We start from the raw sequence: 21,762 nt of genomic DNA, 5'->3' as shown, positions 1-21,762 counted from the left end.
AGAATGACCCTTGCGTGACTGAGAGCTATCAACCATAGACATTCCATCTTCTTTGTCCTATAGTAAGGAATGAAATAAGAACGAGCATAAAGGCGGGGGTTTGTCCGATGCAAGACAGAAGCCCAAAGGAAACGGAAAGGTCGGGCATCATCTTGGCCGGCGGATTGAACCGGCGCATGGGCGGTGACAGCAAGGCGCTGCTAAAGTACGAAGGCCGGACGTTTTTGGCTAGGCAGCTGACGGAGCTTGGCAGGGTCTGCAGTGAGCTGATTCTAGTAACCCAAGAGCCAGAGCGGTATGAGGATGAACTGAAGCCATTCGCCGGAGCCGTTCGCGTCATTCCCGATTTGCAGCCGGGGAAAGGACCGCTTGCCGGGCTGCAGGCAGCCATGACCGCCGTACGTAACGACGAATTGTGGGTTGTCGGCTGCGATATGCCCTTGGTCAATGCCCGAGCCGCGGAAGCGATGAGCGGGTTGCGAAAAGATACCGATAGCGATGCGGTGATTGCGCGGCTGCATGAACGTTTGCATCCGCTGCATGGCTTGTACCACCGTCGATGCCTTCAAATCGTGGAGCGCCTGCTCGCTGAAGAAGATTACCGGATGATGCGTTTGCTCCGTGAGCTTCGTGTGCAGGAAGCGGATGCCTCATTCTTTGCAGAACTGGGGATTCCGACTGATTTTACAGGAAACATTAACAATCCGGATGAGTATAATAAGCTTTTGAGCCTTGGAAGCGGTTATTTCATGAGATGATGAATAGGCTTCAGAGCGAAGAGCAGAACCATACACCGACAGTCAGACGTACTTCGCGAATTGGAGGGTAACACGTGGGCAGTTTAAGATTTGGCCGGAGGGCAGTGACTTTAGAGGAAGCGCAGCGGCAAGTGCTTCAGCAAGCACAGCTGATGAAGACAGAAGAGGTTCCGCTGGAGGAAGCATTTGGGAGAAGACTGGCACAGGACATGACCGCACACGAGCCGGTGCCGCATTTTCGCAGGTCGGGAGTAGACGGGTATGCGGTGAGAGCAGTAGATACGACGTCGGCTGCAGCTGATGCTCCTATTAGGATGGAGGTCACGGAAATGATCCCCTGCGGCTCGGTACCGACCAAAGCGATCGGACCGGGACAAGCGTCACGGATCATGACCGGAGCTGTCGTGCCGGAAGGCGCTGACGCGGTGATTATGCTGGAGATGACTGACAGGGCTGAGGATGCAAAGGATGGAACTGTAGGGATACGTAAAGCGATGAAAGCAGGCGAGAACATCACGCCGATAGGCCAGGAAGTGTCGCCGGGCGTATCGCTGTTGGAACGGGGCTGTATCATCGGACCGGGTGAGGCTGCCATACTGGCTACCTTTGGATTCCACCGCGTACCGGTCTTTCAGCAGCCTAAGGTGGCGATTTTTTCTACCGGCTCCGAGCTGCTGCCTGTGGACTCACCGCTTGCTCCCGGTAAAATTCGCGGAAGCAACAGTTATATGCTGGCCTGCCAAGTCAAGGGAGCAGGCGGGCTTCCACAAATGATGCCGATTTTGCCTGACGAGGCAGAGGTTGTAGAAAAACAGCTGCTCGCTGCGCTCGAATGGGCTGATATCGTGATTACAACCGGGGGCGTCTCGGTTGGCGATAAGGATGTGCTGGTCGATTTGTTCGAACGGTGGGACGGAACCCTGTTGTTTAATAAGGTTTCCATGCGTCCGGGAAGCCCGACATCATGCGGTATGTGGCACGGTAAGCCGCTTTTCGCGCTGTCGGGTAATCCCGGAGCCTCTTATGTAGGCTTTGAGCTGCTCGTTCGACCGTTTATGAAGGCGTCTCTCGGTGCGAACCATCCACTGCTGCCGGAAGCCGAGGCTTTTTTGGATGTGGATTATAGCAAAGGCTCTGCGTATCCCCGTTATGTGCGCGGAACTTCGCGTATCGAAGGCGGTATGGTAAAGGTCCGGCCGGCTGGACTCGACAAATCAAGTATCATGGTGTCGATTAAAGATGCCGACTGCCTGATCTGCATTCCCTCGGGCGGTAGGGGGGCAGCACAGGGGGAGAAGGTTCGTATTATGTGGTTATCTGAGAATTAAGACAAAATTGAAAACCCCCGGAGGGCGAAAACCCGGCCGGGGGTTTTGGGTTTTTGGGCATTAGATAAACCATGCACGGGAGACAATAACTAGAAGGATAAAGAGTACCAATATGACACCAGTGGTCGTAAAGAAGCCTCCAGCAAAGCTCATGTGATATCCCCCTTTCAGAAAATCTGATATAAGATATGAGGAAATAATGTCTGCTGATTGGACGTATACCCGAATTGGGGGGGATTGGGGAAAAACACCTGTCCCTCAAAGGAGTACGCTGCCGGATCCGGTGAAATAGGTTGTTTAAAAGCGGCGTTTGCTGCACAATGAAATGGTGGCGAATTGTAAATCGATCGAATCGTGAAAATGATCGTAAGGGGAAGGAAAGGGATAGTGCATGAATAGAAAAGTAGAGATTCGCAATATTCCAAGCGAGCATTTTGCAGAGAGTCTGGAGCTGTCCGAATTTGCTTTTCAAAACGTACTTACGCCGGGAGAGCGGGAGAGACGTAAAGCCAACCTTCACTCCGATGAATTGTGGGGGGCATATGTGGATGGACGGCTGGCTTCCAAAATGAAGATTCTCAACCTGGAGACTCGTATTCAGGGCAAAACATTTGCTATGGGCGGCATCGCCGGAGTGGCGACGTGGCCGGAGTACCGGCGCGGCGGTCTTGTAGCACAATTGCTGGCCAATGCATTACGCGTCATGCGGGATAAAGGACAAACCATATCGTTTTTGCATCCCTTTCAGTTTGCGTTTTACCGTAAATATGGTTGGGAGACCTATACGGATTACAAAATTTATGAGATTCCTTCGGGACTGCTGCCGAAAGTAGGTCCACAACCTGGACGCATCCTACGCATCGGACAGGATTTTCCTTTGCTGGGAAGTATCTACGGAAAATATGCCTCCCGGTATAACGGCGCTTTGGTCAGAGATGAATCATGGTGGCGGGAACGCATTTTTGCAAATAAGCAGGGCACAGTCGCAGTGTATTACGATACGGAAGGCCAGCCGGCAGGATACGTTTTTTATCAGGTAAAGGAAAGGGTATTAAGAGTTCATGAGTTCGTCAGTCTGCACCATGAGGCCCGTATGGGAATGTGGCGTTTTTTGGCGGATCACGATTCAATGATCGATAAGCTGATCGTGAATGCACCTTCGGATGATCGGCTGCCCTTCCTGTTGGACAACCCCAGGGTGAAGCAAGAGCTGGTGCCTTACTTTATGGCTCGGATCGTAGATGCGGCAAGCTTTCTGGAGAAATATCCTTTCGCTTCAGGGACAGAGAGTACGCTGCTTTTGGACGTGTCGGATGCCCATGCAGAGTGGAACAACCGGATGTTCGAAGTGAAGATAGATGAGTCCGGAACGGCGCGGGTGGCTGATGATTCAGGAACGACGGTGGATTGGCCATTAGTACAGTGCGACATTCAAACATTGTCTACGATGCTCATGGGCTATCAGCGGCCGGGTTTTTTGAGGGAAATAGGCAGGTTGCATTGCAAGCCGGAAATGGTCGAAAGGTTGGAGCGGCTTATTCCCGTGCGTCAAACCTATTTGCCTGATTTTTTCTAATCGGGTGCTGCTGTGGCTGAAGTCTCGAGATGTGGCGTGAACTGAAATGAAATTCGACGCTGCTCATCCCATGATATATTGTACTTCAAAGTCCTTATGGCCATTATCCCCATAGCTCAGTTCATTGTTCTATCATGGACATCCGAACAAATGTTCCTAATCAAATTATATCGAACATACGCTCTGATTTCAAGTATTTATTTTAGTTGTTTTTTTAAAAAGGACCGCTTGTACGGTTGCGATTATCTGAGCCTTAGGGATAGTGCACATAAGAGTTGAAAAGCCATATACAGGGGTGAGGGGTTCCGATTTTATTCGTGCATCTCTCTCCTTAAGTGAAGCGGGCGAACCCTGTCATAAGCTTTCAAAAGCGATATTATACTTTTTGAGAAACGGCTCGAATTCTTGGTAAGAACATTCGAATACGAACGTTTTGTCCTCCGTGCTGAACGCCAGCAGCTGGGGGCTATCTTTTTCTTCGTGGCTGGGAAGGATGACGAACAGTTCTTTGCACTGAAAAGATAAACCGGCCTTGGCCACGGGCAGCGGGGGCTGGAACGGCACCCGGATGACAATACCGCTGTTCGCTCCGACACTGAATCTTCCGGATAAGCCTCCGACTCGCTGAAACCAGTCCGACGCCTCTTGGCGGAGTTCGGCTGTATTAGGAATCGCTTGGACTACTTTATCCTGCTTAACGTCATAGATGAGTACCGGAGCAGGGACGGATTCCTGCTGTGGACCGGCATTCGAATTCGGGGCGACGGCGGCTCCCAACATCGGCAGCATCAGCAAAAGAGCGATGACCGCCCAAAGCGTGGTTGTGTATTTTGTGAATTTCATCTTGTTTACCATCCTGTTCTTGAATTGGTTAAGTCTAGTATGCCCGCGGTTCGCGTTATCATGCGGTCTGCCGATCCCGGAGCTTGCTTGTCCGCAGGAGGGTTGGTTACTGGACTTAGGTCCAGTTTCAAAAACCGCCGCAGGTCCGTTTTGAAGGGAGCCCTATTCCCCTAAAATAAAGACATAAGCGACCGACAACGAGACGAAAGGCGGTGAGCGAAGTAAATGAAAGTGAACAAACATGTCGGATTGGCGCTGCTGTTGATCACCTTCGGATCCTTGATCCTGTTGAACAAAATGGGCTTTCACTTCGGGCATCATTTGATGGGATTCCTGTTCCCGGCAGCGATGGTGGGTCTCGGATTTCTGGGGCTGAAAAACGGAAAGAGCATCATCGGCTGGATTTTGATCGTCTTGGGCGGAATGATTCTTCTCGGCAAGCTGTCGGGCTTGATCGGAATTCTGATTGCTGTCGGATTGATCTGGTACGGAGTGTCCATGCTCCGGGGCAAGAAAGCTTACTAGACAACATTAACGAAATTCAGGAGAAAAGGTGGTTGACCAAAGCATGAGTTTAGGCAAACGATTCCGGGACATAACGGTAGCGCATTTTAACGAAATGCTGGAGAATGCGGAAGATCCGGTACGCTTGATTGACAAATATCTGGCGAACCAATCGGAGCAAATCCGAGAGTCCGAACGGCTTTTGCATCAGTGTTTGACGCATGCGGCATCGCTCCGTCAGCAGTACACCTCGGCCGAGAAGATGAAGGAACGCAGGGAGCAGCAAGCGCTCTTGGCGCTCAAAGCCGGCGAGGATGAAATCGCGCGCATCGCGCTGCAGGAAAAAATGCAGCAGGAGGAGAAGGCGGCACAGTATAAAGCGCTGTACGATCAAAGCAAGGTGGGCATCGTTGAGTTGGAGGATCAGCTTCAGCAGCTCAAGGCGGATTTTGACGAGGTCGTTTCCAAACGCAGTTATTACATCGCAAGGCTCGAATCCATCAAGCTGCAGCAGCGCATGAACGAGAGGCTGCGTCATTCGGGAGGTGGTCCGACACCACGGATGTTCGACCGGCTGGAGGAGCGGGTGTCCGATATGGAACTGTCGGCCCGTACACTCAGGGAAGTGAGAAGCGGGATGCGCGAGGCTTGGACGAATGTCAGCGGGACCGCAACACAAGCGGTGGAGCAGGAGCTTGCGAAGCTGCGCAATAAACTGAAGCAGGAGGGCTGGAATTAACTATGACTAAAATTTACCGTTCACGTACCGACCGCCAAATTACCGGCCTGTGCGGAGGTCTTGCCGAGCTGTTCGGCATCGACGCCACGCTGCTGCGCCTTCTGGTCGTGATCGCGGCGTTCTTTTCGGCGGGGGTCGTTATCCCGCTCTATTTCCTGGCTGCACTGGTCATTCCGAACGAGCCTTATACAGGGGGACCCTACGGCGGAGGTCCAGGGTACGCTTCGGAAGGCGGCTTCGGCCACAAGTGGGGCAGCTGTAAGGATTGGAAGCGCGCGGAGAAGCACTATCGCAAGGCGCAAAAGTACGGCTGGGCTCCGCAGCATGACAACCCTGCTTATGAAAGAGAGTACGCACAGCCCGCTTCCGGATACGGAGAACCGGCCAGAAGCAGCCTGGACGATATGATGAAAGACATTGAAAAGAAAGCCTTGAGAAAAGAAATCGAAGAGCTTCGCGCCAAAGTCGCGCAATTTGAAAAACAACAAAATCAACCTAAAGGAGATGTGTAGCCATGGGAGTATTTAAAAGAATTAAGGATATGACAAAAGCATCGATGCATGAATTGTTGGATAAGGTGGAAGATCCGATCGTCATGCTGAACCAATATCTTCGGGATATGGAAGAGGAAATCGCACAGGCTGAAGTGACGGTAGCCCGTCAAATCTCCAGCGAGCGCAAGCTGAAAGAGCGCGGGGAAGAAGCGGTCCGCCTCAGTGCGCAATACGAAGAACAGGCCAGAGAAGCACTGAAGAACGGTCAAGAGGCGACGGCGCGGCAAGCTTTAGAGCAAAAATTGTACTATGACGGAAAAATCACGGAATATGCGGAAATGCACGAGCAGGCGAAGGCTCAAGCAGCGGAGCTGCTGCAGCAGCTGCACGAAATGAAGGATGCCTATTACCAAATGCGTAATAAACGCAGCGAACTGGTTTCCAGAGCGCAGCTCGCGAAAGCGAAAAAGCAAATGGCCGAGGTCACAAATCAGAACGTGATTGATGGAGGCAGCGCCGTGAAAGGCTTCCGTCGCATGGAAGAGAAAATCATGACGCTGGAAGTGGAAGCGGAATTGGCGCGCAAGCCCTATGCAGGCTCTGCCTACGCAGGTTCCCTTTACGGCAGCACAATAGCCGCAGATCCGGCAAAACAGCAAAAAATAGATGATCAGCTGCAGCTTCTGAAAGAAAAAATATCCTCCGAACAAGGGCAGTAAACGCAAGGAAAAATGCGCTTGGAGCAAAGTGGACAATTGTGATATGCTATGAAAGGCAAAAGCCATAGAGGGCCGTTCCAAGCCGCTATGGCTTTTACTTAAATCACCGGAGACTAGGCGAAAGGGGGCGGCACGGATGCATCGCAAACGCAATCACAACATTGCGCTTATACTTATTGGCGCAGGATTGTTTTTGCTGGCGGACAATCATCTCAGTTTTTTTACCGTGGTAGCCCTCTTTTTACTTCTGATCGGTGTCCATAAATTTCATTCGGGAGACGAGAGAAAAGGTTACGGGCTGATGATCATCGGGCTGCTGCTTCTGGTAGGCGGCAATTTGCCCATGATTGTGGCGATTATTCTGATTTCGCTCGGCTTTTTTTACAATAAAATGCGTAAAATGCATCAGGATGGCCGTCACGTTCGCAAGCAAAGCCTGATCGAAAGCATCCGGTGGGGCAGGGAACCGTGGATTTTACGCAGCATGTCAATCTGGAACGTGCTTGGGGAGCTGCAGATGGATTTAACGTATGCCATTCCCGAGCAGAAAGAAACGACGATCATCCTGCAGGGCGTGATCGCCGATATCGATTTGATCGTACCCGAAGATGTAGGCTTGTCTGTATCGGCGTCGGTATTGTTCGGACAGACGAGCATCGGCTATGATAAAGAGGCCGGGGTACTCAATAAAATGGTCTGGCAGTCGCCCAATTATCGGACTGCGGTTCATCAGGTGAACCTGGAAATTTCGTATATCGTGGCCGACATTGATATTAAAATCGTTTAAAACCGTTGGAGGCGCTTAGGAAATGGATGGACATGACAAACGTCTGACCAACATGATATGGCGAAGCATGGCAGAGTCGATCGGGCTCAGCCTTGTTTTGTTTGCCGTTATAGTCTATTTCCTGCAATCCAAGGGATATATAAAAGCGTTCGAATCATGGCAGCAAGGCGTATGGGTTAGTCTTACCCTCATCACCATCGTTGTCGTCATCGGCGGCTGTTACGGGCTTTGGTACAGCAGCCGTATGAAGCGGAGGCTGGAGCTTCTGCGTGAAGTAATGCTCTCCCTGGAAAAAGGAAACCTTAGCCGCTCGGTACCTCCGTTGGGCGAAGACGAGATCGGCCGTCTGGGGGAGCAGCTAAATGCGATCACGAAAAAGTGGGAGGAGCAGGTTACCTCGCTTCAGCGGCTGTCCAACAACAACGCGCAGCTTGCGCAAAAGGCCAAGTATTCGGCCATTGTGGAGGAGCGGCAGCGTCTGGCCAGGGAGCTGCACGATGCCGTCAGCCAGCAGCTGTTCGCCATTTCGATGACGGCGACGGCCGCTCTGCGGACGCTGGATAAAGATTTCGACAAGGCGCAGCGGCAGATTTATTTGATCGAGGAGATGGCTTCCGTAGCGCAGTCGGAGATGAGAGCGCTGCTGTTGCACCTGCGGCCCGTTCATCTGGAGGGCAAACGGCTGTCTGAAGGGCTTGTCGAGCTGATGCAGGAATTGTCCGCCAAGGTGCCGATGCAGATCAATTGGGAGCTGACCGAGGATATCAAGCTGCCGCGGGGCATTGAGGACCACCTGTTCCGCATTGTGCAGGAGGCGATGTCCAATGCGCTTCGGCATTCCAAGGCTTCCAAGCTGGAGGTTCGCCTTACGAGGCCGTCGGCGGATGCTGTCCGGCTGTTGATTTGGGATGACGGCGTCGGCTTTGATTTGGATATGAAAAAACAGGCTTCTTACGGGATTGTCACCATGAAGGAGCGCGTCATCGAGATCGGCGGATCAATGAATTTAGTTACCGCTCCCGGTAAGGGGACGCGTATTGATATTCGGATTCCGATTATGGCGGAAGGAGGACATCAGAATGGAAGAAGCGACGATTAAAGTACTGCTGGTGGACGATCATGAGATGGTTCGCATTGGTCTGGCGGCCGTGCTTGGCACGGAGGACGGTATAGAGGTGGTGGGCGAAGCGAGCAGCGGTCAGGAGGGCATCCGTATGGCGCTTGAGTATAAGCCGGATGTCGTGCTGATGGATTTGGTCATGGACGGCATGGACGGCATCGAGACGACGCGCCGGCTGCTGCAGCAGCACCCGGACTGCAAGGTTATCGTGCTGACCAGCTTTATCGATGACGAGAAAATATATCCCGTTATCGAGGCGGGCGCATTCAGCTATCTTCTGAAAACGTCGCGCGCCGGTGAAATCGCCCAGGCGATCCGCTCTGCGGTGAAGGGTCAGTCGGTGCTCGAGCCGCAGGTTGCTTCCAAGCTGATGAACCGCCTGCGCCAGCCGAAGCAGGCATCGCTGCCCCACGAGGAGCTGACCGAGCGCGAGATGGAAGTGCTGCGTTTGATTGCCTCGGGCAAGTCCAATCAGGATGTGGCCGACGAGCTGTTCATCGGCGTGAAGACGGTGAAGTTTCACGTCACGAACATTCTCGCCAAGCTCGGTGTGGAAGACCGGACGCAGGCGGCCATTTACGCTTATAAGCAAGGTTTGGTGGAATAATAGACGGACCGCCCCGCAAGCCGTTTCATTCGCTTGCGGGGCGGTCCTGCCGCTGTTGCTTAAACCTTCAATGATCAACGGCTGTGCTTAAGCCATTCCATCGCGATGGCCGCACCGGGCCAGGAAAACCAATAACGGGACCGGACGCGGCCGGTTTGCTCGTCTACAGCTTCGGAGAACAGGCCGTCCCGCTGGCCGGTCGCCTGAAGCTTGCTCCACACCCGGGCCCAATCCTCCGGCCTGCCGTTTAACCGGTGCCAAGCCAGCTCCTGAGCATCGCCAAGCGGCCATGGGTGCGGCGTATGAACGGACCCGAGGCCCCCGAACGGTCCAGGGTAAAATCCTCCCTTGTTTTCTTCCGTAAAAGCGAAGGCCATCGTCGCGTTCCACTGCTCCCACGCTTGCGTCCCGGGCTCGACAAATCCCCATTCCGGCGCCAGCACGGTCGGCAGATCATTGGCATCGTGATAGTAGGAGTGCCGCCCGCGCCCATCGGTTAAGTAAGCCCAAACCGGGCTGCCTTTCCAGCTTCCGCTGAAATGTTCGGCTACCGCTTGTTTGGCGCCCTCCGCCCAGGCTCCGATATCTTCCTGAAGCCAACCTGTGGTTTGATTTAGCTGTTCGACCGCTTGTAAGGTTTTCCACAGCAGAATATGACTGGACAGATGATACGGCAGCTCCACTTTATCGTCCGCCGGCGTTTCGGCGGTGCGGAACAACCAATGATCGGGATCTTTCACATGGAACAGCCCTTGAACCGCCTGTACGAATCGGTCCTTGCAGCGCTCCAGCACCGCTCTGTCTTCCGTCAGCTGATAATAGACGGCCAGCTCCCAGAGCGGATAACACTGCTGATCAAGCTGGTAGATCAAATCCTTGCAGTACCCGTTCGTCAGATAGGCCCGGCCCCAATATTGCTCCGGACAATCCGCCCGCTCGAACATCCATAACAGATGCCCCCGCAATACATGCAGAATCCGCCGTCTGATTTTTTCCGGATTACGGAATAGATGCTCCGCCTGTTCGTAGGCCTGTACGAGCAGCATCATCATGTAGAATGAATCGCGGTTCCACGATAAAGGAAGAAGCTGGTGATCGGTCAAAATGCAGCAGTAATCCGGCCTGACGGGAACGGCGCAGCACGAAAGAATATAATCCACATTCCTGGCCCAAATATGGATGCCAGGCAGAGCTTCGGCAGAAGGCAGAAGCTTCAGGTCGTTGGAGCCGATGGCGGCAGTCAAATCGTCGGCGTTCGGCGCTCCGTAATGAAACGAATTCGCGCCCGCCGTATCGTTCAAATCCCTGATCTGATAGGTGACGAACAGATCCCTGGTTTCGCCGGGCATAAGCCGTACGGTCAGAGGTTTGGAATAATCGACCGGTTTATCGGTGTTTTTGCTGATGCTGCGGGGCTCCTCCTCCAGGGCATGATCCCAGCCGAATAAAAGAATTGCGGCCTCAGCGGCATACGAAGGGCTCTGGATATATAAGCCCCGCTGATCGGCCGATAGTCCGAGCTTCGTCTCCGGAAGCGGTATAGGTCCGCCCTCGGTCAGCTGTCCATAGCTGCAGCGGTGCAGGCTAAAGCGCCCCCCGAAATTCCAGCGCATATCGATCGGCTCTCCGCTTGTATTCCTGCAGCGGACCCACTGCACGAGTCTGGGTGAACCGGTCGCCGATTCATCAACGAGATAAATTGCCGCCGCTTCCCAGGAACCGCCGGCGGATTCCCATGCCGGGTAGCGGTGATCGATGAGGAAAAGGCGGGTATCTTCAGCCTGCTCCGGCACGCAGCCGAAGCCGGTAACGTCCGATTCCACAAGGAGAGTACGGTAGCTGCGAACATAATCGGAGTGATACCACTCCGAGTTAGGAAACGGTTCTATGCCGGTCAGGGTGACATAGCCGTGAACGCTGTGCTTGTCATTGAAAGAACGCAGTTTGCCGTCGTTTCCGATGCTGGCGGTGATTCCCGCGCCTCCTGTGTCCAGCGGCTTGTCTTGGCCGTGTGAAGGAATCTGCCGGATAGCGGCGGAGGCTCCAATCATATCGCGAATCATGAACGTATATGACTCCTTTCCAAAAACCATGGTAAATAAGATGGATTATTGATGAAAGCGTATCATCCCCGCTCCCGGGCGGCTAGTGCTCCGGCAAAGGTCAGGACGAATGACCACCATGAATCAGACAATCTACCCCAAATGGGAAATTCGGGATTATTGTAAGGGGTTTCATCGGACGATTGACCCCCGTAAACAGATGATTGACCCATGTTACCGTTTTCATTTCATCCTCTATAATGACCGGTGTAACCATTTACAAAACAAAGCAAGCAAAAAAGGGAGGAACAAAGAAATGAAAAAATGGGCTGCGAGTTTACTGCTGTTGAGCTTGGCTGTAACCGGCTGCTCTCCGTCAGGAGAAAACCAGGAAGCGGGTGCGGGCAAGGATGAGGCAGCTAAAAAGCCGGTTGAACTGACGTTTACCATCTTTGATGACGGTGTGGGTGTAGATAAGAAGCTGGTAGAGACGTTTAACCAGTCTCATCCCGATATTAAAGTAACGTATAAACCGCTGCCATCCGGAGAGCTGAGAGACCGATTGACGACATGGCTGGCGGCTAAGGACGATTCATTGGATGTCCTCGGCCTTGATATCGTATGGATCAGCGAATTTGCGAAGGCCGGCTGGATCAGCCCGGTTGAGGATTTGATGGATGCGGCCATGAAGGAAAAGGTGAAAACCGGATTCTTGAAAGCGCCGGTTGACGCGGTGACGGTAGATGGCAAAATGTATGCGGTTCCGTGGAACTCTACGGCGGGCATGCTGTACTACCGCAAAGACATTCTGGAGAAAGAAGGCGTCCAGCCGCCTCAAACCTGGGATGAGCTTTTGACGCTTTCCAAAGAGCTTGGCCAAAAATACAACATGAACGGCTTTGTCGGCCAATACAAGCAGTATGAAGGCTTGGTCACCAATGTGCTGGAGATCATGGAATCGTATAACGGCAAAATTTTGGATGATTCCGGCAAGCCGGTTGTGAATTCGCCCGAAAACGTAAAAGCGCTTCAGACGATGGTAAAGCTGAAGGAGGTTATGCCAAACGGCGTGAACACCTATATGGAAAAAGAAAGCCAAGAGACATTCCTCAACGGCAACGCCGTGTTCATGAGACATTGGAACTCCGCATGGCCTCTTGCCGAAAAAGAAGGCAGCGCAGTCAAGGGCAAGGTTGGCGTAGTGCCGCTGCCTAAAGGCGAGAACGGTAAGCATGCCTCCACACTCGGCGGTTGGAACCTGGCTGTATCCCAAACGTCCAAGCATCCGAAAGAAGCTTTTGAATTTATCCAATGGATGACCGAAGCGAAGCAGCAAAAGGTGAAGGCGATCGAAGGCGGACGCTTGCCGTCGGATGTATCTTTGTACGAAGATCAAGAAGTGCTGACCAAGAACGATTCATTCAAAAGCTTCTATGAAGTACTGAAAAACGGTGTTTCCCGTCCGAAGTCTCCGCGTTACGGCAAAGTCACCGAAGCGATCCAACAGGAGGTATCGCTTGCCTTCAACGGTCAAAAACCGGTTGAGCAGGCGCTGTCGGATCTTCAGAAGAAGCTTGAGGACGTTGCAAAATAATGTCGATTTTCATGACCGGCACCCCTCTGCCAAACGGCGGAGGGGATCATGATGCAAGTAAGGAGCTGCACAAGCAATGAAAACTCAAATGACCTATTTGGAGAAAAGAAAGGCGGTATGGGGTTACATTTTTGTAGCGCCGGCAATCCTGCTTATTCTGTTGGTAGCGATCTATCCGCTGTTTCAGACGGTCAAGCTCAGCTTTTATGAATATTCGCTTCTGGCTCCTCAGGATCAGCAGTTTATCGGTATGGAGAACTACAAAAAATTGATTCACGACGCGAGATTCTGGAATTCGCTGGCGAATACCATGATTTTCACCGTCGTCAGCGTATTCTTCGAGCTGGTGCTGGGATTACTATTGGCTCTCGTTATGAATTTGCCTCTGCGGATGATCGGTATTGTAAGAGCCGCCGCTTTGGTGCCGTGGGCCATTCCAACCGTCGTTTCGGCCACCATGTGGCTGTGGCTGTATAACGACCAGTGGGGCTTCGTCAATATTTTGCTTGGCAAGCTTGGCTTGATCGACCAATATCACGCCTGGTTGTCCGAACCGGCAAGCGCGCTTGCGGCGGTCATTGTTTCCGACGTATGGAAAACGACACCGTTTATGGCCCTGCTGATTTTGGCCGGCCTGCAGATGATTCCCAAAGATATGTATGAATCGGCTTCGGTAGACGGCGCAACGCGTCTACGCCAATTTTTCTCCATCACGCTGCCGATGATCAAATCGACCATTCTGGTAGCTGTTCTGTTCCGTACGCTGGACAGCTTCCGCGTCTTCGACCTGGTCTATGTCATGACCATGGGCGGACCGGGCAACGCGACGGAAGTGACAAGCCTGTACGCCTACAAAACGCTGTTTAAAGATTTGGATTTCGGTTACGGCTCAACGCTGGCTGTATCCATCCTGGTTGTGATTGCTGCGATCAGCGCCATCTACATTTGGACTCTGTCGGAGAAGGAGGAACGTGCATGAAAACCAAAACCGCTTCATGGGAAAAAGCCGCTTTAGTATTGATCGTCATCGGTGCGGTGCTGTTTACGGTGTTTCCGTTTTACTGGATCACCAACGCCTCCTTCCAGGACGAACGGGTGCTGTATAACATTAATGATATTCGCTGGTTACCGGACTTAACGTATTGGCACAACTATATCGACGTTTTCCAAAAGAAAGCTTTCCTTAAATATTTGGTCAACAGCTTTTTTGTGGCTTCACTCAGCATGCTGATTGCGTTAATGGTTTCTTCCATTGCCGCATACGCACTAGCTCGGCTCAAATTTCCGGGCTCCAAAGTGATTCTTTATTTCGTGCTCGGCATTTCCATGTTCCCGGCGATGGTCATCATTTCACCTTTATATTTTATGATTCAGAAGCTGGATCTGATGAATACGTACATGGCGCTGATTTTCCCTTATATCGCCTTTACGCTGCCGTTTTCGCTGTGGAACCTGACCACCTTTTTCCGCAAGCTGCCGAAGGAGCTGGACGAATCGGCAGATGTGGACGGAGCGACACCCTTTCAAACGTTCTATAAAATACTGCTGCCGCTTGTGGCTCCGGGGATGTTTACTACGGCGATCCTGGTCTTCATTTTTGCCTGGAACGAATTTTTGTATGCCGTTACATTCATTTCCAAGGATGCGCTCAAAACGATGCCGGTTGCGATCGTCGGCCTGCCGTCGGATTACGATGTGCCTTGGGGGCAAATCTCGGCCGCTTCTTTTATATCTACCTTCCCGTTGGTCATTCTGGTATTAATATTCCAAAGAAGAATTATTTCGGGGTTGACGTCAGGTGCCGTCAAGGGATAATCTGTGGGTATCTGAATCATTCTTCGGCTAAACAGACAAGATGAACCTACCGGAAACGTGGTGAGATCAATGCGGTGGACCTTTCATTTAAAAATCCGCGCGCGATTGGTCCTTTCTTTTTTGGTGCTGGCGGTTGTTCCGCTGACGATCGTCAATATTTTCGCTTACCATAAATTCGAAAGCAGCATCGAGCGGCAAACGACGGCTTCCGCCCAAGCCTCATTGCAGCAAATCAGCAGCAATGTAGACACGTACATGCTCGATTTGATCTCCATAGCCAAGGTGATCGTGCTCGACCGTTCCATCGTCCAATGGCTGCAAAAGCCCCAGGATACGGGCGCGAGCAGCAGCGTGGACCAATTGCAAAAGCGGTATAAAGAGGAACTGGATATCCGTTACTTCTTGAATGCGCAAAAGGGAAGCCGGCCCTATATTCGCGGTATTTATTTGCTGTCTGCCGACGCAGACCGGAAGATCAAGGTTCGCTCAGGTACGGATACGGACCTGCTGCCGGACCGTTTGGCAGATCAGCCCTGGTGGCCGGAGGTGCTTCAAAGCACGCCCGGCGTTTTTGTAGCGCCGCATACGGCCAATTATTACAAGCTGCGGATGCAAGGTCCCAAAAGCATCAATCTGTTCTATCCGATCCCGTCTCAGGGGGCGAACCATGAATGGGTTTTCGTTCACATGTCCGCAGACGTGCTGCTTGGAGAATTCGAAACGGGAATAGGGTATGCGGGGCAAAAGGTCGGTTTAATCGATCTGGCCGGAAAAGCCGTTCTCGGTCACGAGGATGTGCTGAACCCTACTTCCGACGAGCTGGCCATTCGCCGTGTCTCCCCGGTAACCGGCTGGACGATCGCAGCCAGTATTCCCTATGAGCAGCTATTCTCATCATCGAGGGAAGCCAGGGGCGTCACGCTTACCATCACGGCGGCGGCAGGGCTCTTGGGTCTGCTGCTCGCGCTGGCTTTTTCCAAGCACGTGCTCAAGCCGCTGCGTCTGCTGCGCAATGCGATCCGGAACACGAAAACGGGTTCGTTTCAAAACCGGGTGCAAGTGCTTGGCAATGACGAAATCGGGGAGTTGAGCAGCTCTTATAATGAAATGCTGGACACGATCTGCGCGCTGTTAAACCGGGTGAAGGAAGAGGAAGGCGCCAAGAAGGACGCCGAGCTGAAAGCGTTGCAGTACCAGATCAATCCCCACTTTTTATACAATACGCTGAATTCGGTCCAATGGCTTGCCGTCATGCACGGCGTTCCGCAGATCAAGGAACTGCTTGCCGCGCTGATCAAGCTGCTCCAATCCAGTCTCGGCAAGAAGGGCCCGTTTGTGACGCTGACCGAGGAACTGGAGGATTTGCGCAATTACATTCTGATTCAGCAGTACCGTTTCGGCCAGGGGCTTGCCGTCGATTATCAAATTGATCCGGAAGCGGGAAGATGTATCGTACCGCGGCTGATCCTGCAGCCGTTGGTCGAAAACAGTATTTTCCATGGCCTGGAGGATGGAACCGGGCATATCTGGATCGAAGCGAAAATGTCCGGAACCACGCTTCTGCTCTCGGTGACGGACGATGGGATCGGCATGACGCCGGAAGAGGCGGAGCAGCTGCTGCACAGCGAAAGTGATTTTGCAGGGAAGTTCAGCGGAATCGGCATTCCTAACGTAGCGGAGAAAATCAAGCGTTTATACGGAAGTCCTTATGGCATCAGCATCATGAGCGAGGTAGGCCAGGGAACGAAAGTGCTTCTCAGTCTGCCGATTCGGGAGGGATAACGGATGTGGAAAGTGATCATTGTCGATGATGAAGTATTGGTGCGTCGCGGGCTTGCTTCAACTATTCCGTGGGCGCAATACGGCATGCAGGTGGCAGGGGATTTTTCTAACGGCATGAAAGCGCTTGAGGCGATGGAGCTTCTGCGGCCTGACGTTGTTATCACGGATATCCGGATGCCGCAAATGGACGGGCTGACGCTGCTTAAGGAGCTCCGGAAGCAGTATCCGGAGACCATTCCGGTTATATTGAGTTGTCATAATGATTTTGAATATGCCAAGGAGGCGATCAGCCTCGGTGCGGTCGATTACTTGGTGAAAACGACGATGGATGATCAAGAGGTGGATCGGACGTTAAGCAAGGTGCAAGCCAAACTCGCGGAACGCAAAAGTGTGGATGAGCTGCTCAGACAGATCGAGCAAAGCAAGCGGCTGGAGAGGCAGGCCGAGCTTCGGATGATTCTGGCCGGAGGAGAGAATGTGGGGGCGAAGGAGCCGTCCGTCGCGGTGAAAGAAGCTCATCGAACGGAAAACGAGTGCTTCCTTCTGCTGGCCGCACGCCCATGGGCTCCCGCACATACCCAGCCTCTATATACGAACTGCCTTCGGCTGGAGGAACGGTTCCCGGAGGAAACGGAGCTGTTCTGCACGCTGGACGCGGAGCCGTATATGGTCGTTTTGCTTTGGTTTCCATCGGCGCTTTCCGCCTTGGAGGTGCAGCATAAGGTGCAGATTTGGTCCGGCCGCCTGCTTCAGCTGTTCGGCTGCAGGAGAGAGGAGCTGTTTATCGGGGCAGCTCCGCCCTTCAGTTCCATCAGTCAGGCCAAACCGGCTTTTGAACAGGCCAAGCGGGGACAGGAAGCTTATTTTTACGATGAAGGCGTGAAGACCTTCTATATGATCGAAGGTTCTGCGGCTTTGCAGGAGGCATCGGGCGTCTTGTTTACCGGAGAGGATAAGCAGCTTTGGGTTGAGGCGCTGGTCAGGAATGCGGTGCCGGAGGCCCGAGCTCTGTTCGAACAGCTGACGAAAAGGTGGAGGCCGGGGGTTTCCTCGGCCGCCGTAAAGGAAATGGCGTCTTCCATGATCGGGATGATCCGGTTCGCAAGGCATAAGCATCAGCCTTCCCTGCCTGCAACCGCCGTTCAAGAGCTGCAGCAGATGGGGAAGCTGTCGCAGGTGAAACAGTTAGTCGCAAGCGAGCTGGCTGTGTGGGAGCAGGAGGCGGAGGGTTCCTCCGGCTTGAACTCCCTGCGTCCTGAAATTCAAAAGGCGCTTGCCTATATACAGCAGCATCTGCATGATGAACTGAAAATGAGCGACGTCGCCGACCATGTGCATCTGAGCCGAAGCCACTTCAGCGCTTTGTTCAAGCAGGCTGTCGGAAAAACATTCTTGGAATACATGATGGAGCAGAAAATGGAATGGACCAAGGAGCAGCTGAAGCATACGCATAAAAAAATATATGAGATCGCAAGCGAGATCGGCTTTTCGGACTATAAATATTTTACCCGCTGCTTTAAAGAATACAGCGGGATGACGCCGAAGGATTGGCGGGAGCAGCATGTGCACAAGTCCGAGTATGCCGTCCTCCCGATCAGGGAGGAACAGGCCCTATGACCGGATGGCGGCGGAGCGTCAGGCGAAATGGGCATATTCTCCTGCTGATGGCATTGCCGCTGGTGTTTGCAGCAGCCTGCCAATCGAAGGATGCGCCCGAGCCTCAGCCTGTTCCGAAGGAACCGGTGACCATCACGTTCTCTTCTCTGGAAACAGGAACAGGGACGGCGCAAAAAATGGCGGAGGCGTTTATGAATCAGCGCCCGGATATCCGAGTCAAAACGGTTATTCTTCCGCCTATTTCCGATGTGATGCACAATGAATACGTCAATCAATTGGTTAGCGGATCCACGGATACCGATTTGTTCGCACTGGATGTCATATGGATTGAAGAGTTCGCTTCCGCCGGCTGGCTGGCCCCCTTGGACGAATATTTCCCGGCCAATGAATTGAAGGGCATGCTCCCTAAGCCTTTGGAGGGCGTTTATTCCCGCGGCCGGATGTATGCGCTGCCCTGGTATGCCGATACAGGTTTGCTGTTTTACCGCAAGGACCTGCTGGAATCGTTGGACCGGCGCCCCCCGGCTACCTGGGACGACTTAATCGCGCAAGCGGAAATGCTGAAGCGCACAGGGCTTGTGGAACACGGATATGTGTTCCAAGCCAATGCCTATGAGGGCTTAACCGTGAATTTTCTGGAAAGCGTATGGAATAACGGCGGCCGGCTTGGCGAGCGAAGCGACCGCCCTCAGCTGTACAGCCGGGAATCGGTGGAAGCTTTGCAGTATATGCAGCGGCTGATTCGGGAAGGCATTGCTCCTAAAGAGGTATTGGATTTTAAAGAAGGGGATTCCAGAGACTGGTTCCTTGATGGGAGAGCCGCATTCCTGCGAAGCGGCCCGATCGTATGGGGGCTATCTAACCGGGAGGACTCGAAAGTCAAGGGCCGGATCGGGATTGCCCCTCTGCCTGTCGGCCCGCACGGGACGACAGGAGGCTCAAGCATCGGCGGCTCGAGCCTGGGAATGAACGCCCGCATCTCCGAATCCCGTAAGGCGGCGGCGGTTGCCTTTCTCAAATTTCTGATCGGCGAAGAAGCGCAAAAGCAGATCGCCCTCGAGCACTCGAGGATACCGGTTATGAAACGAACCTTTGAGGACCCTGAAGTGCTCGCCTTCAATCCCTTTTACCGGGATATACCGGCCGTCTTGGCCAATTCGCATTTCCGGCCCAAAGCCGCCCATTATGCCGATATTTCATCGGTTCTGCAGATCGGTCTGCACGACGCCTTGAGCCAGGGCAGTCCGGCGGATAAGGTGCTTCAGGCAGTGGACCGGATTGTCGGAGAGCTGCCCTCCGTGGCGGAACCGGCTTCCGGACTGAATAGGCCATAGCCAACCGGCTGTCTAGGAATAAAAATTCAACAGATATCCGGTAATGGGAACGGGCAGATAAGAGCGAAGCCTTTTGTCGGGACCATAAGCGTAATTCATCAAGGCGCGGTAGGCGCCGTTTTGTTTATTCAACAAGGTTTCCGGTGAAGATGTGGTCAGTTGGTTTGCGGCATGGCATATATGATCGATGAGCCCGCTGCTTTCCGTCAACCGTGCCGCCACCATATCGAACCAGAAGCGGATTTGCGCAACCAGCTTCTCTTCATCCAACTGCAATGTGTCATCCGCTTGCTTCAGGATGCCAAGCTCTTCAAGAACATGCTGAGGCATACCTTCAAGCAGGTCGCGGCTTATGTCGGGATTCAGCACCTCTGCAGCCTCTTGCAGCGCGGCAATCAACTGATTGTAACCGGCAATGACTTCGGCAAACCGCTTCTTGATGGCCGCTGCATCCGGATACACGGAGAGGATAACAGATTCGGCCGAGGCCTCTTTCAGCATCAGCGTCAGACGCCCTTCATCCAGCTTCACCTCATTGGAGGCGGAGCTGACCAATGTACCCTCATTAATGGTATAGACGGCATTCTCCGCGGCCTGCACCATACGGTCAATACCTGTGAGGGCAACAGCCTCGCCGCGGACGTCCGTTAAGCTGAAAGCGCCGCTTGCCCCAGTGTGCTCCGCTCTCAGTTCCAGCGTCAGCTTATTTTCCCGGCGGTCACGGATAAGCAGTGCGGTTACCCCTGCTTCAGCATCGTTCACGGCACGGCGGATTCTTCGGAGCGCCTGTTCGTTGGTATCAGTGGGTCCGAAAGCAACAGACAACCGCCGGGTGTGACCGGTGCAGGAGCTCAACTCAAATTCGCACAGGCTTCCGGCCAAGGGGGAAATTTCCGTGCGTTTCTGTGCGAATCCGATGTTTCTTTGCATTCGCGCGACGCTGTCCAGCCGGATCAGATAGCTGTATATCCGGGCGTTATCGGTCACCTTGGCGCTTAATGCCGGCCCAGGCGCCCATTCTGCCGTTCGCCTGCTTAATATGGAACCGGCCGATGCATCCTTTAGCGTCTCGGCCGTCGGCTTCAAGGTTTCGGCGGCCGATAAAACGGCAGCCAGTTGTTCTGCGACCATTTGGGCAAACCGGTCAAACTCATACTGCACGTTAAGCTCGTCCGCCGCAGGTATGGCGGGAATAGGTTTGGGGGAAGGCAAACTTCCCGTTTGCCTATCCGGGTTATGCTCCCAATCATACCACTGGGTATGGATTCGGTAAGAACGGGACACACGTTGAATGGGATCGGTCATTGCCGTTCGCCTCACATTCGCTTCAGATGCTTAGGATCATTATAATTGCACTTCACTTTTTCCGTAAAATGGTTTTTCTTGACACCTCGACAGCTTCTACAGTATGATGGTTTATCAACCTTAACTTACACATAGGAGCTTGTTCCGAATCATGAACTGGATTCAATGGATCGTTATTGCGGGTGTTTTGATCATTTGCGCGGGCTTTATGGCGTTTGTCGCCAAAAAATATATGAAATAATATAACCTTTATATCGGTTTTTGTGTGAAATGGATTAACCTTCCGCTGCTGCGTTTCATACGATAAAGTACTTACTTTATGCGTAGGAAAGGCGGGCATCTCATGCTTCGAAAGCGTGTTCCAAAGCGGGATGACGCTGCGATCTTCGGGCTGGTGGAAAGGCTCCTGCTGCCATTCGCCCGGCAGACGCTGCCTGGGCTTCGTCTGAGCCGGAACACGATCAGGAATCGGCTCAAATCGTGCATAACCTTTGTGTATGCCGCTGCGGGAAACAAGACTGCGGGGTTTATTGCTCTGAAGCTTGAGAGAGACCGGCTGGCGATTGATATGCTGGCGGTCGACCCCAACTATCAGGGTCGCGGTATCGGTACGCGGTTGATGCGCCAGGCTGAGCGAACGGCGAGGGAACACGGGCTGCGGGAAGTCGTACTCTGGGTTGACGAAGCCAATGTGCAAGCGCAACGCTTCTATATAAAGCATGGCTATGAGGCGGTATATTACGATCATCGGTTGCGGTGTTATTTGTTGATGAAGTCCGTGTAACAAAAAACGTCCTC

General features: G+C 53.0%; 21 protein-coding genes. 17 read left to right on the top strand and 4 right to left on the bottom strand.

Annotated elements, in window-relative coordinates; genetic code table 11:
• The first annotated feature begins 107 nt into the window (after nucleotides 1-107).
• Together mobA and BLT35_RS22845 are read left to right on the top strand one after the other, a co-directional pair.
• On the top strand, nucleotides 108-758 hold the full coding sequence (gene mobA, locus BLT35_RS22850; protein ID WP_054818844.1) for a molybdenum cofactor guanylyltransferase: 651 nt from the start codon (nucleotides 108-110) through the stop codon (nucleotides 756-758).
• 74 nt (nucleotides 759-832) lie between these two features.
• Complete coding sequence (locus tag BLT35_RS22845) at nucleotides 833-2,086, top strand: molybdopterin molybdotransferase MoeA (RefSeq protein ID WP_074729836.1); 1,254 nt, start codon at nucleotides 833-835, stop codon at nucleotides 2,084-2,086.
• Between the two features lie 60 nt (nucleotides 2,087-2,146).
• Here the strand turns inward: BLT35_RS22845 and BLT35_RS27675 are convergent, their stop codons facing one another.
• Nucleotides 2,147-2,239, bottom strand: a complete 93-nt coding sequence (locus tag BLT35_RS27675; RefSeq protein ID WP_083351381.1) for a sporulation protein YjcZ — start codon at nucleotides 2,237-2,239, stop codon at nucleotides 2,147-2,149.
• A gap of 238 nt (nucleotides 2,240-2,477) precedes the next feature.
• On the opposite strand from BLT35_RS27675, the gene BLT35_RS22840 reads away from it, so the two are divergent.
• On the top strand, nucleotides 2,478-3,662 hold the full coding sequence (locus BLT35_RS22840) for a GNAT family N-acetyltransferase (RefSeq protein ID WP_074729835.1): 1,185 nt from the start codon (nucleotides 2,478-2,480) through the stop codon (nucleotides 3,660-3,662).
• 354 nt (nucleotides 3,663-4,016) lie between these two features.
• Here BLT35_RS22840 and BLT35_RS22835 read toward each other — a convergent pair whose 3' ends face one another.
• Nucleotides 4,017-4,505, bottom strand: a complete 489-nt coding sequence (locus BLT35_RS22835; RefSeq protein WP_074729834.1) for a hypothetical protein — start codon at nucleotides 4,503-4,505, stop codon at nucleotides 4,017-4,019.
• Nucleotides 4,506-4,730: 225 nt separating this feature from the next.
• Between BLT35_RS22835 and BLT35_RS22830 the strand changes: the two genes are divergently transcribed.
• The 7 genes from BLT35_RS22830 to BLT35_RS22800 all read left to right on the top strand — a co-directional run bounded on the left by BLT35_RS22830 (nucleotide 4,731) and on the right by BLT35_RS22800 (nucleotide 9,475).
• The gene (locus BLT35_RS22830; RefSeq protein ID WP_054818846.1) at nucleotides 4,731-5,030 is read left to right on the top strand and encodes a LiaF transmembrane domain-containing protein; all 300 of its coding nucleotides are present in this window, start codon (nucleotides 4,731-4,733) and stop codon (nucleotides 5,028-5,030) included.
• 43 nt (nucleotides 5,031-5,073) lie between these two features.
• Nucleotides 5,074-5,748, top strand: a complete 675-nt coding sequence (locus BLT35_RS22825) for a PspA/IM30 family protein (RefSeq protein ID WP_062409644.1) — start codon at nucleotides 5,074-5,076, stop codon at nucleotides 5,746-5,748.
• A gap of 2 nt (nucleotides 5,749-5,750) precedes the next feature.
• Entirely contained in the window at nucleotides 5,751-6,260 is a 510-nt protein-coding gene (locus tag BLT35_RS22820) for a PspC domain-containing protein (RefSeq protein ID WP_074729833.1), read from the top strand.
• 2 nt (nucleotides 6,261-6,262) lie between these two features.
• On the top strand, nucleotides 6,263-6,961 hold the full coding sequence (locus tag BLT35_RS22815) for a PspA/IM30 family protein (RefSeq protein ID WP_062409643.1): 699 nt from the start codon (nucleotides 6,263-6,265) through the stop codon (nucleotides 6,959-6,961).
• Between the two features lie 136 nt (nucleotides 6,962-7,097).
• The gene (gene liaF, locus BLT35_RS22810; protein WP_062409642.1) at nucleotides 7,098-7,748 is read left to right on the top strand and encodes a cell wall-active antibiotics response protein LiaF; all 651 of its coding nucleotides are present in this window, start codon (nucleotides 7,098-7,100) and stop codon (nucleotides 7,746-7,748) included.
• 22 nt (nucleotides 7,749-7,770) lie between these two features.
• Entirely contained in the window at nucleotides 7,771-8,847 is a 1,077-nt protein-coding gene (locus tag BLT35_RS22805) for a sensor histidine kinase (RefSeq protein ID WP_054818849.1), read from the top strand.
• On the top strand, nucleotides 8,828-9,475 hold the full coding sequence (locus tag BLT35_RS22800) for a response regulator (RefSeq protein ID WP_062409641.1): 648 nt from the start codon (nucleotides 8,828-8,830) through the stop codon (nucleotides 9,473-9,475). The genes BLT35_RS22805 and BLT35_RS22800 overlap by 20 nt, the downstream gene beginning before the upstream one ends.
• A gap of 74 nt (nucleotides 9,476-9,549) precedes the next feature.
• Here BLT35_RS22800 and BLT35_RS22795 read toward each other — a convergent pair whose 3' ends face one another.
• A complete protein-coding gene (locus tag BLT35_RS22795; protein WP_074729832.1) occupies nucleotides 9,550-11,538 on the bottom strand; it encodes a glycoside hydrolase family 125 protein in 1,989 nt (662 codons plus the stop codon).
• 295 nt (nucleotides 11,539-11,833) lie between these two features.
• Here BLT35_RS22795 and BLT35_RS22790 point away from each other — a divergent pair, with 295 nt between their 5' ends.
• The 6 genes from BLT35_RS22790 to BLT35_RS22765 all read left to right on the top strand — a co-directional run bounded on the left by BLT35_RS22790 (nucleotide 11,834) and on the right by BLT35_RS22765 (nucleotide 19,659).
• Nucleotides 11,834-13,111, top strand: coding sequence for an ABC transporter substrate-binding protein (locus BLT35_RS22790; RefSeq protein ID WP_074729831.1), 1,278 nt, complete (start codon nucleotides 11,834-11,836; stop codon nucleotides 13,109-13,111).
• Nucleotides 13,112-13,187: 76 nt separating this feature from the next.
• Nucleotides 13,188-14,090 (top strand): carbohydrate ABC transporter permease, encoded by a 903-nt coding sequence (locus BLT35_RS22785; RefSeq protein ID WP_074729830.1) that lies wholly within the window; start codon nucleotides 13,188-13,190, stop codon nucleotides 14,088-14,090.
• Nucleotides 14,087-14,926: a carbohydrate ABC transporter permease gene (locus BLT35_RS22780; RefSeq protein ID WP_054818853.1), complete on the top strand. Its 840-nt coding sequence runs from the start codon at nucleotides 14,087-14,089 to the stop codon at nucleotides 14,924-14,926. Before BLT35_RS22785 ends, BLT35_RS22780 begins: the two co-directional genes overlap by 4 nt.
• 69 nt (nucleotides 14,927-14,995) lie before the next feature.
• Nucleotides 14,996-16,708 carry a cache domain-containing sensor histidine kinase gene (locus BLT35_RS22775; RefSeq protein ID WP_074729829.1) on the top strand — a complete coding sequence of 571 codons (1,713 nt, stop codon included), beginning with the start codon at nucleotides 14,996-14,998 and terminating at the stop codon, nucleotides 16,706-16,708.
• Between the two features lie 3 nt (nucleotides 16,709-16,711).
• A complete protein-coding gene (locus BLT35_RS22770) occupies nucleotides 16,712-18,325 on the top strand; it encodes a response regulator (RefSeq protein WP_074729828.1) in 1,614 nt (537 codons plus the stop codon).
• Nucleotides 18,322-19,659, top strand: coding sequence for an ABC transporter substrate-binding protein (locus BLT35_RS22765; protein WP_074729827.1), 1,338 nt, complete (start codon nucleotides 18,322-18,324; stop codon nucleotides 19,657-19,659). Before BLT35_RS22770 ends, BLT35_RS22765 begins: the two co-directional genes overlap by 4 nt.
• Before the next feature lie 12 nt (nucleotides 19,660-19,671).
• Here BLT35_RS22765 and fliD read toward each other — a convergent pair whose 3' ends face one another.
• Nucleotides 19,672-20,964 carry a flagellar filament capping protein FliD gene (gene fliD, locus BLT35_RS22760; RefSeq protein ID WP_074729826.1) on the bottom strand — a complete coding sequence of 431 codons (1,293 nt, stop codon included), beginning with the start codon at nucleotides 20,962-20,964 and terminating at the stop codon, nucleotides 19,672-19,674.
• 343 nt (nucleotides 20,965-21,307) lie between these two features.
• Here fliD and BLT35_RS22755 point away from each other — a divergent pair, with 343 nt between their 5' ends.
• A complete protein-coding gene (locus BLT35_RS22755; protein WP_054818861.1) occupies nucleotides 21,308-21,748 on the top strand; it encodes a GNAT family N-acetyltransferase in 441 nt (146 codons plus the stop codon).
• Nucleotides 21,749-21,762 lie beyond the last annotated feature (14 nt).

Source organism: Paenibacillus naphthalenovorans (genome assembly GCF_900099895.1).
In the GTDB taxonomy this organism is placed as follows: Bacteria; Bacillota; Bacilli; order Paenibacillales; family NBRC-103111; genus Paenibacillus_G; species Paenibacillus_G naphthalenovorans.
The sequence above is the reverse complement of the archived record's forward strand: the minus strand, read 5'-3'. Positions and strand labels throughout refer to the sequence as shown.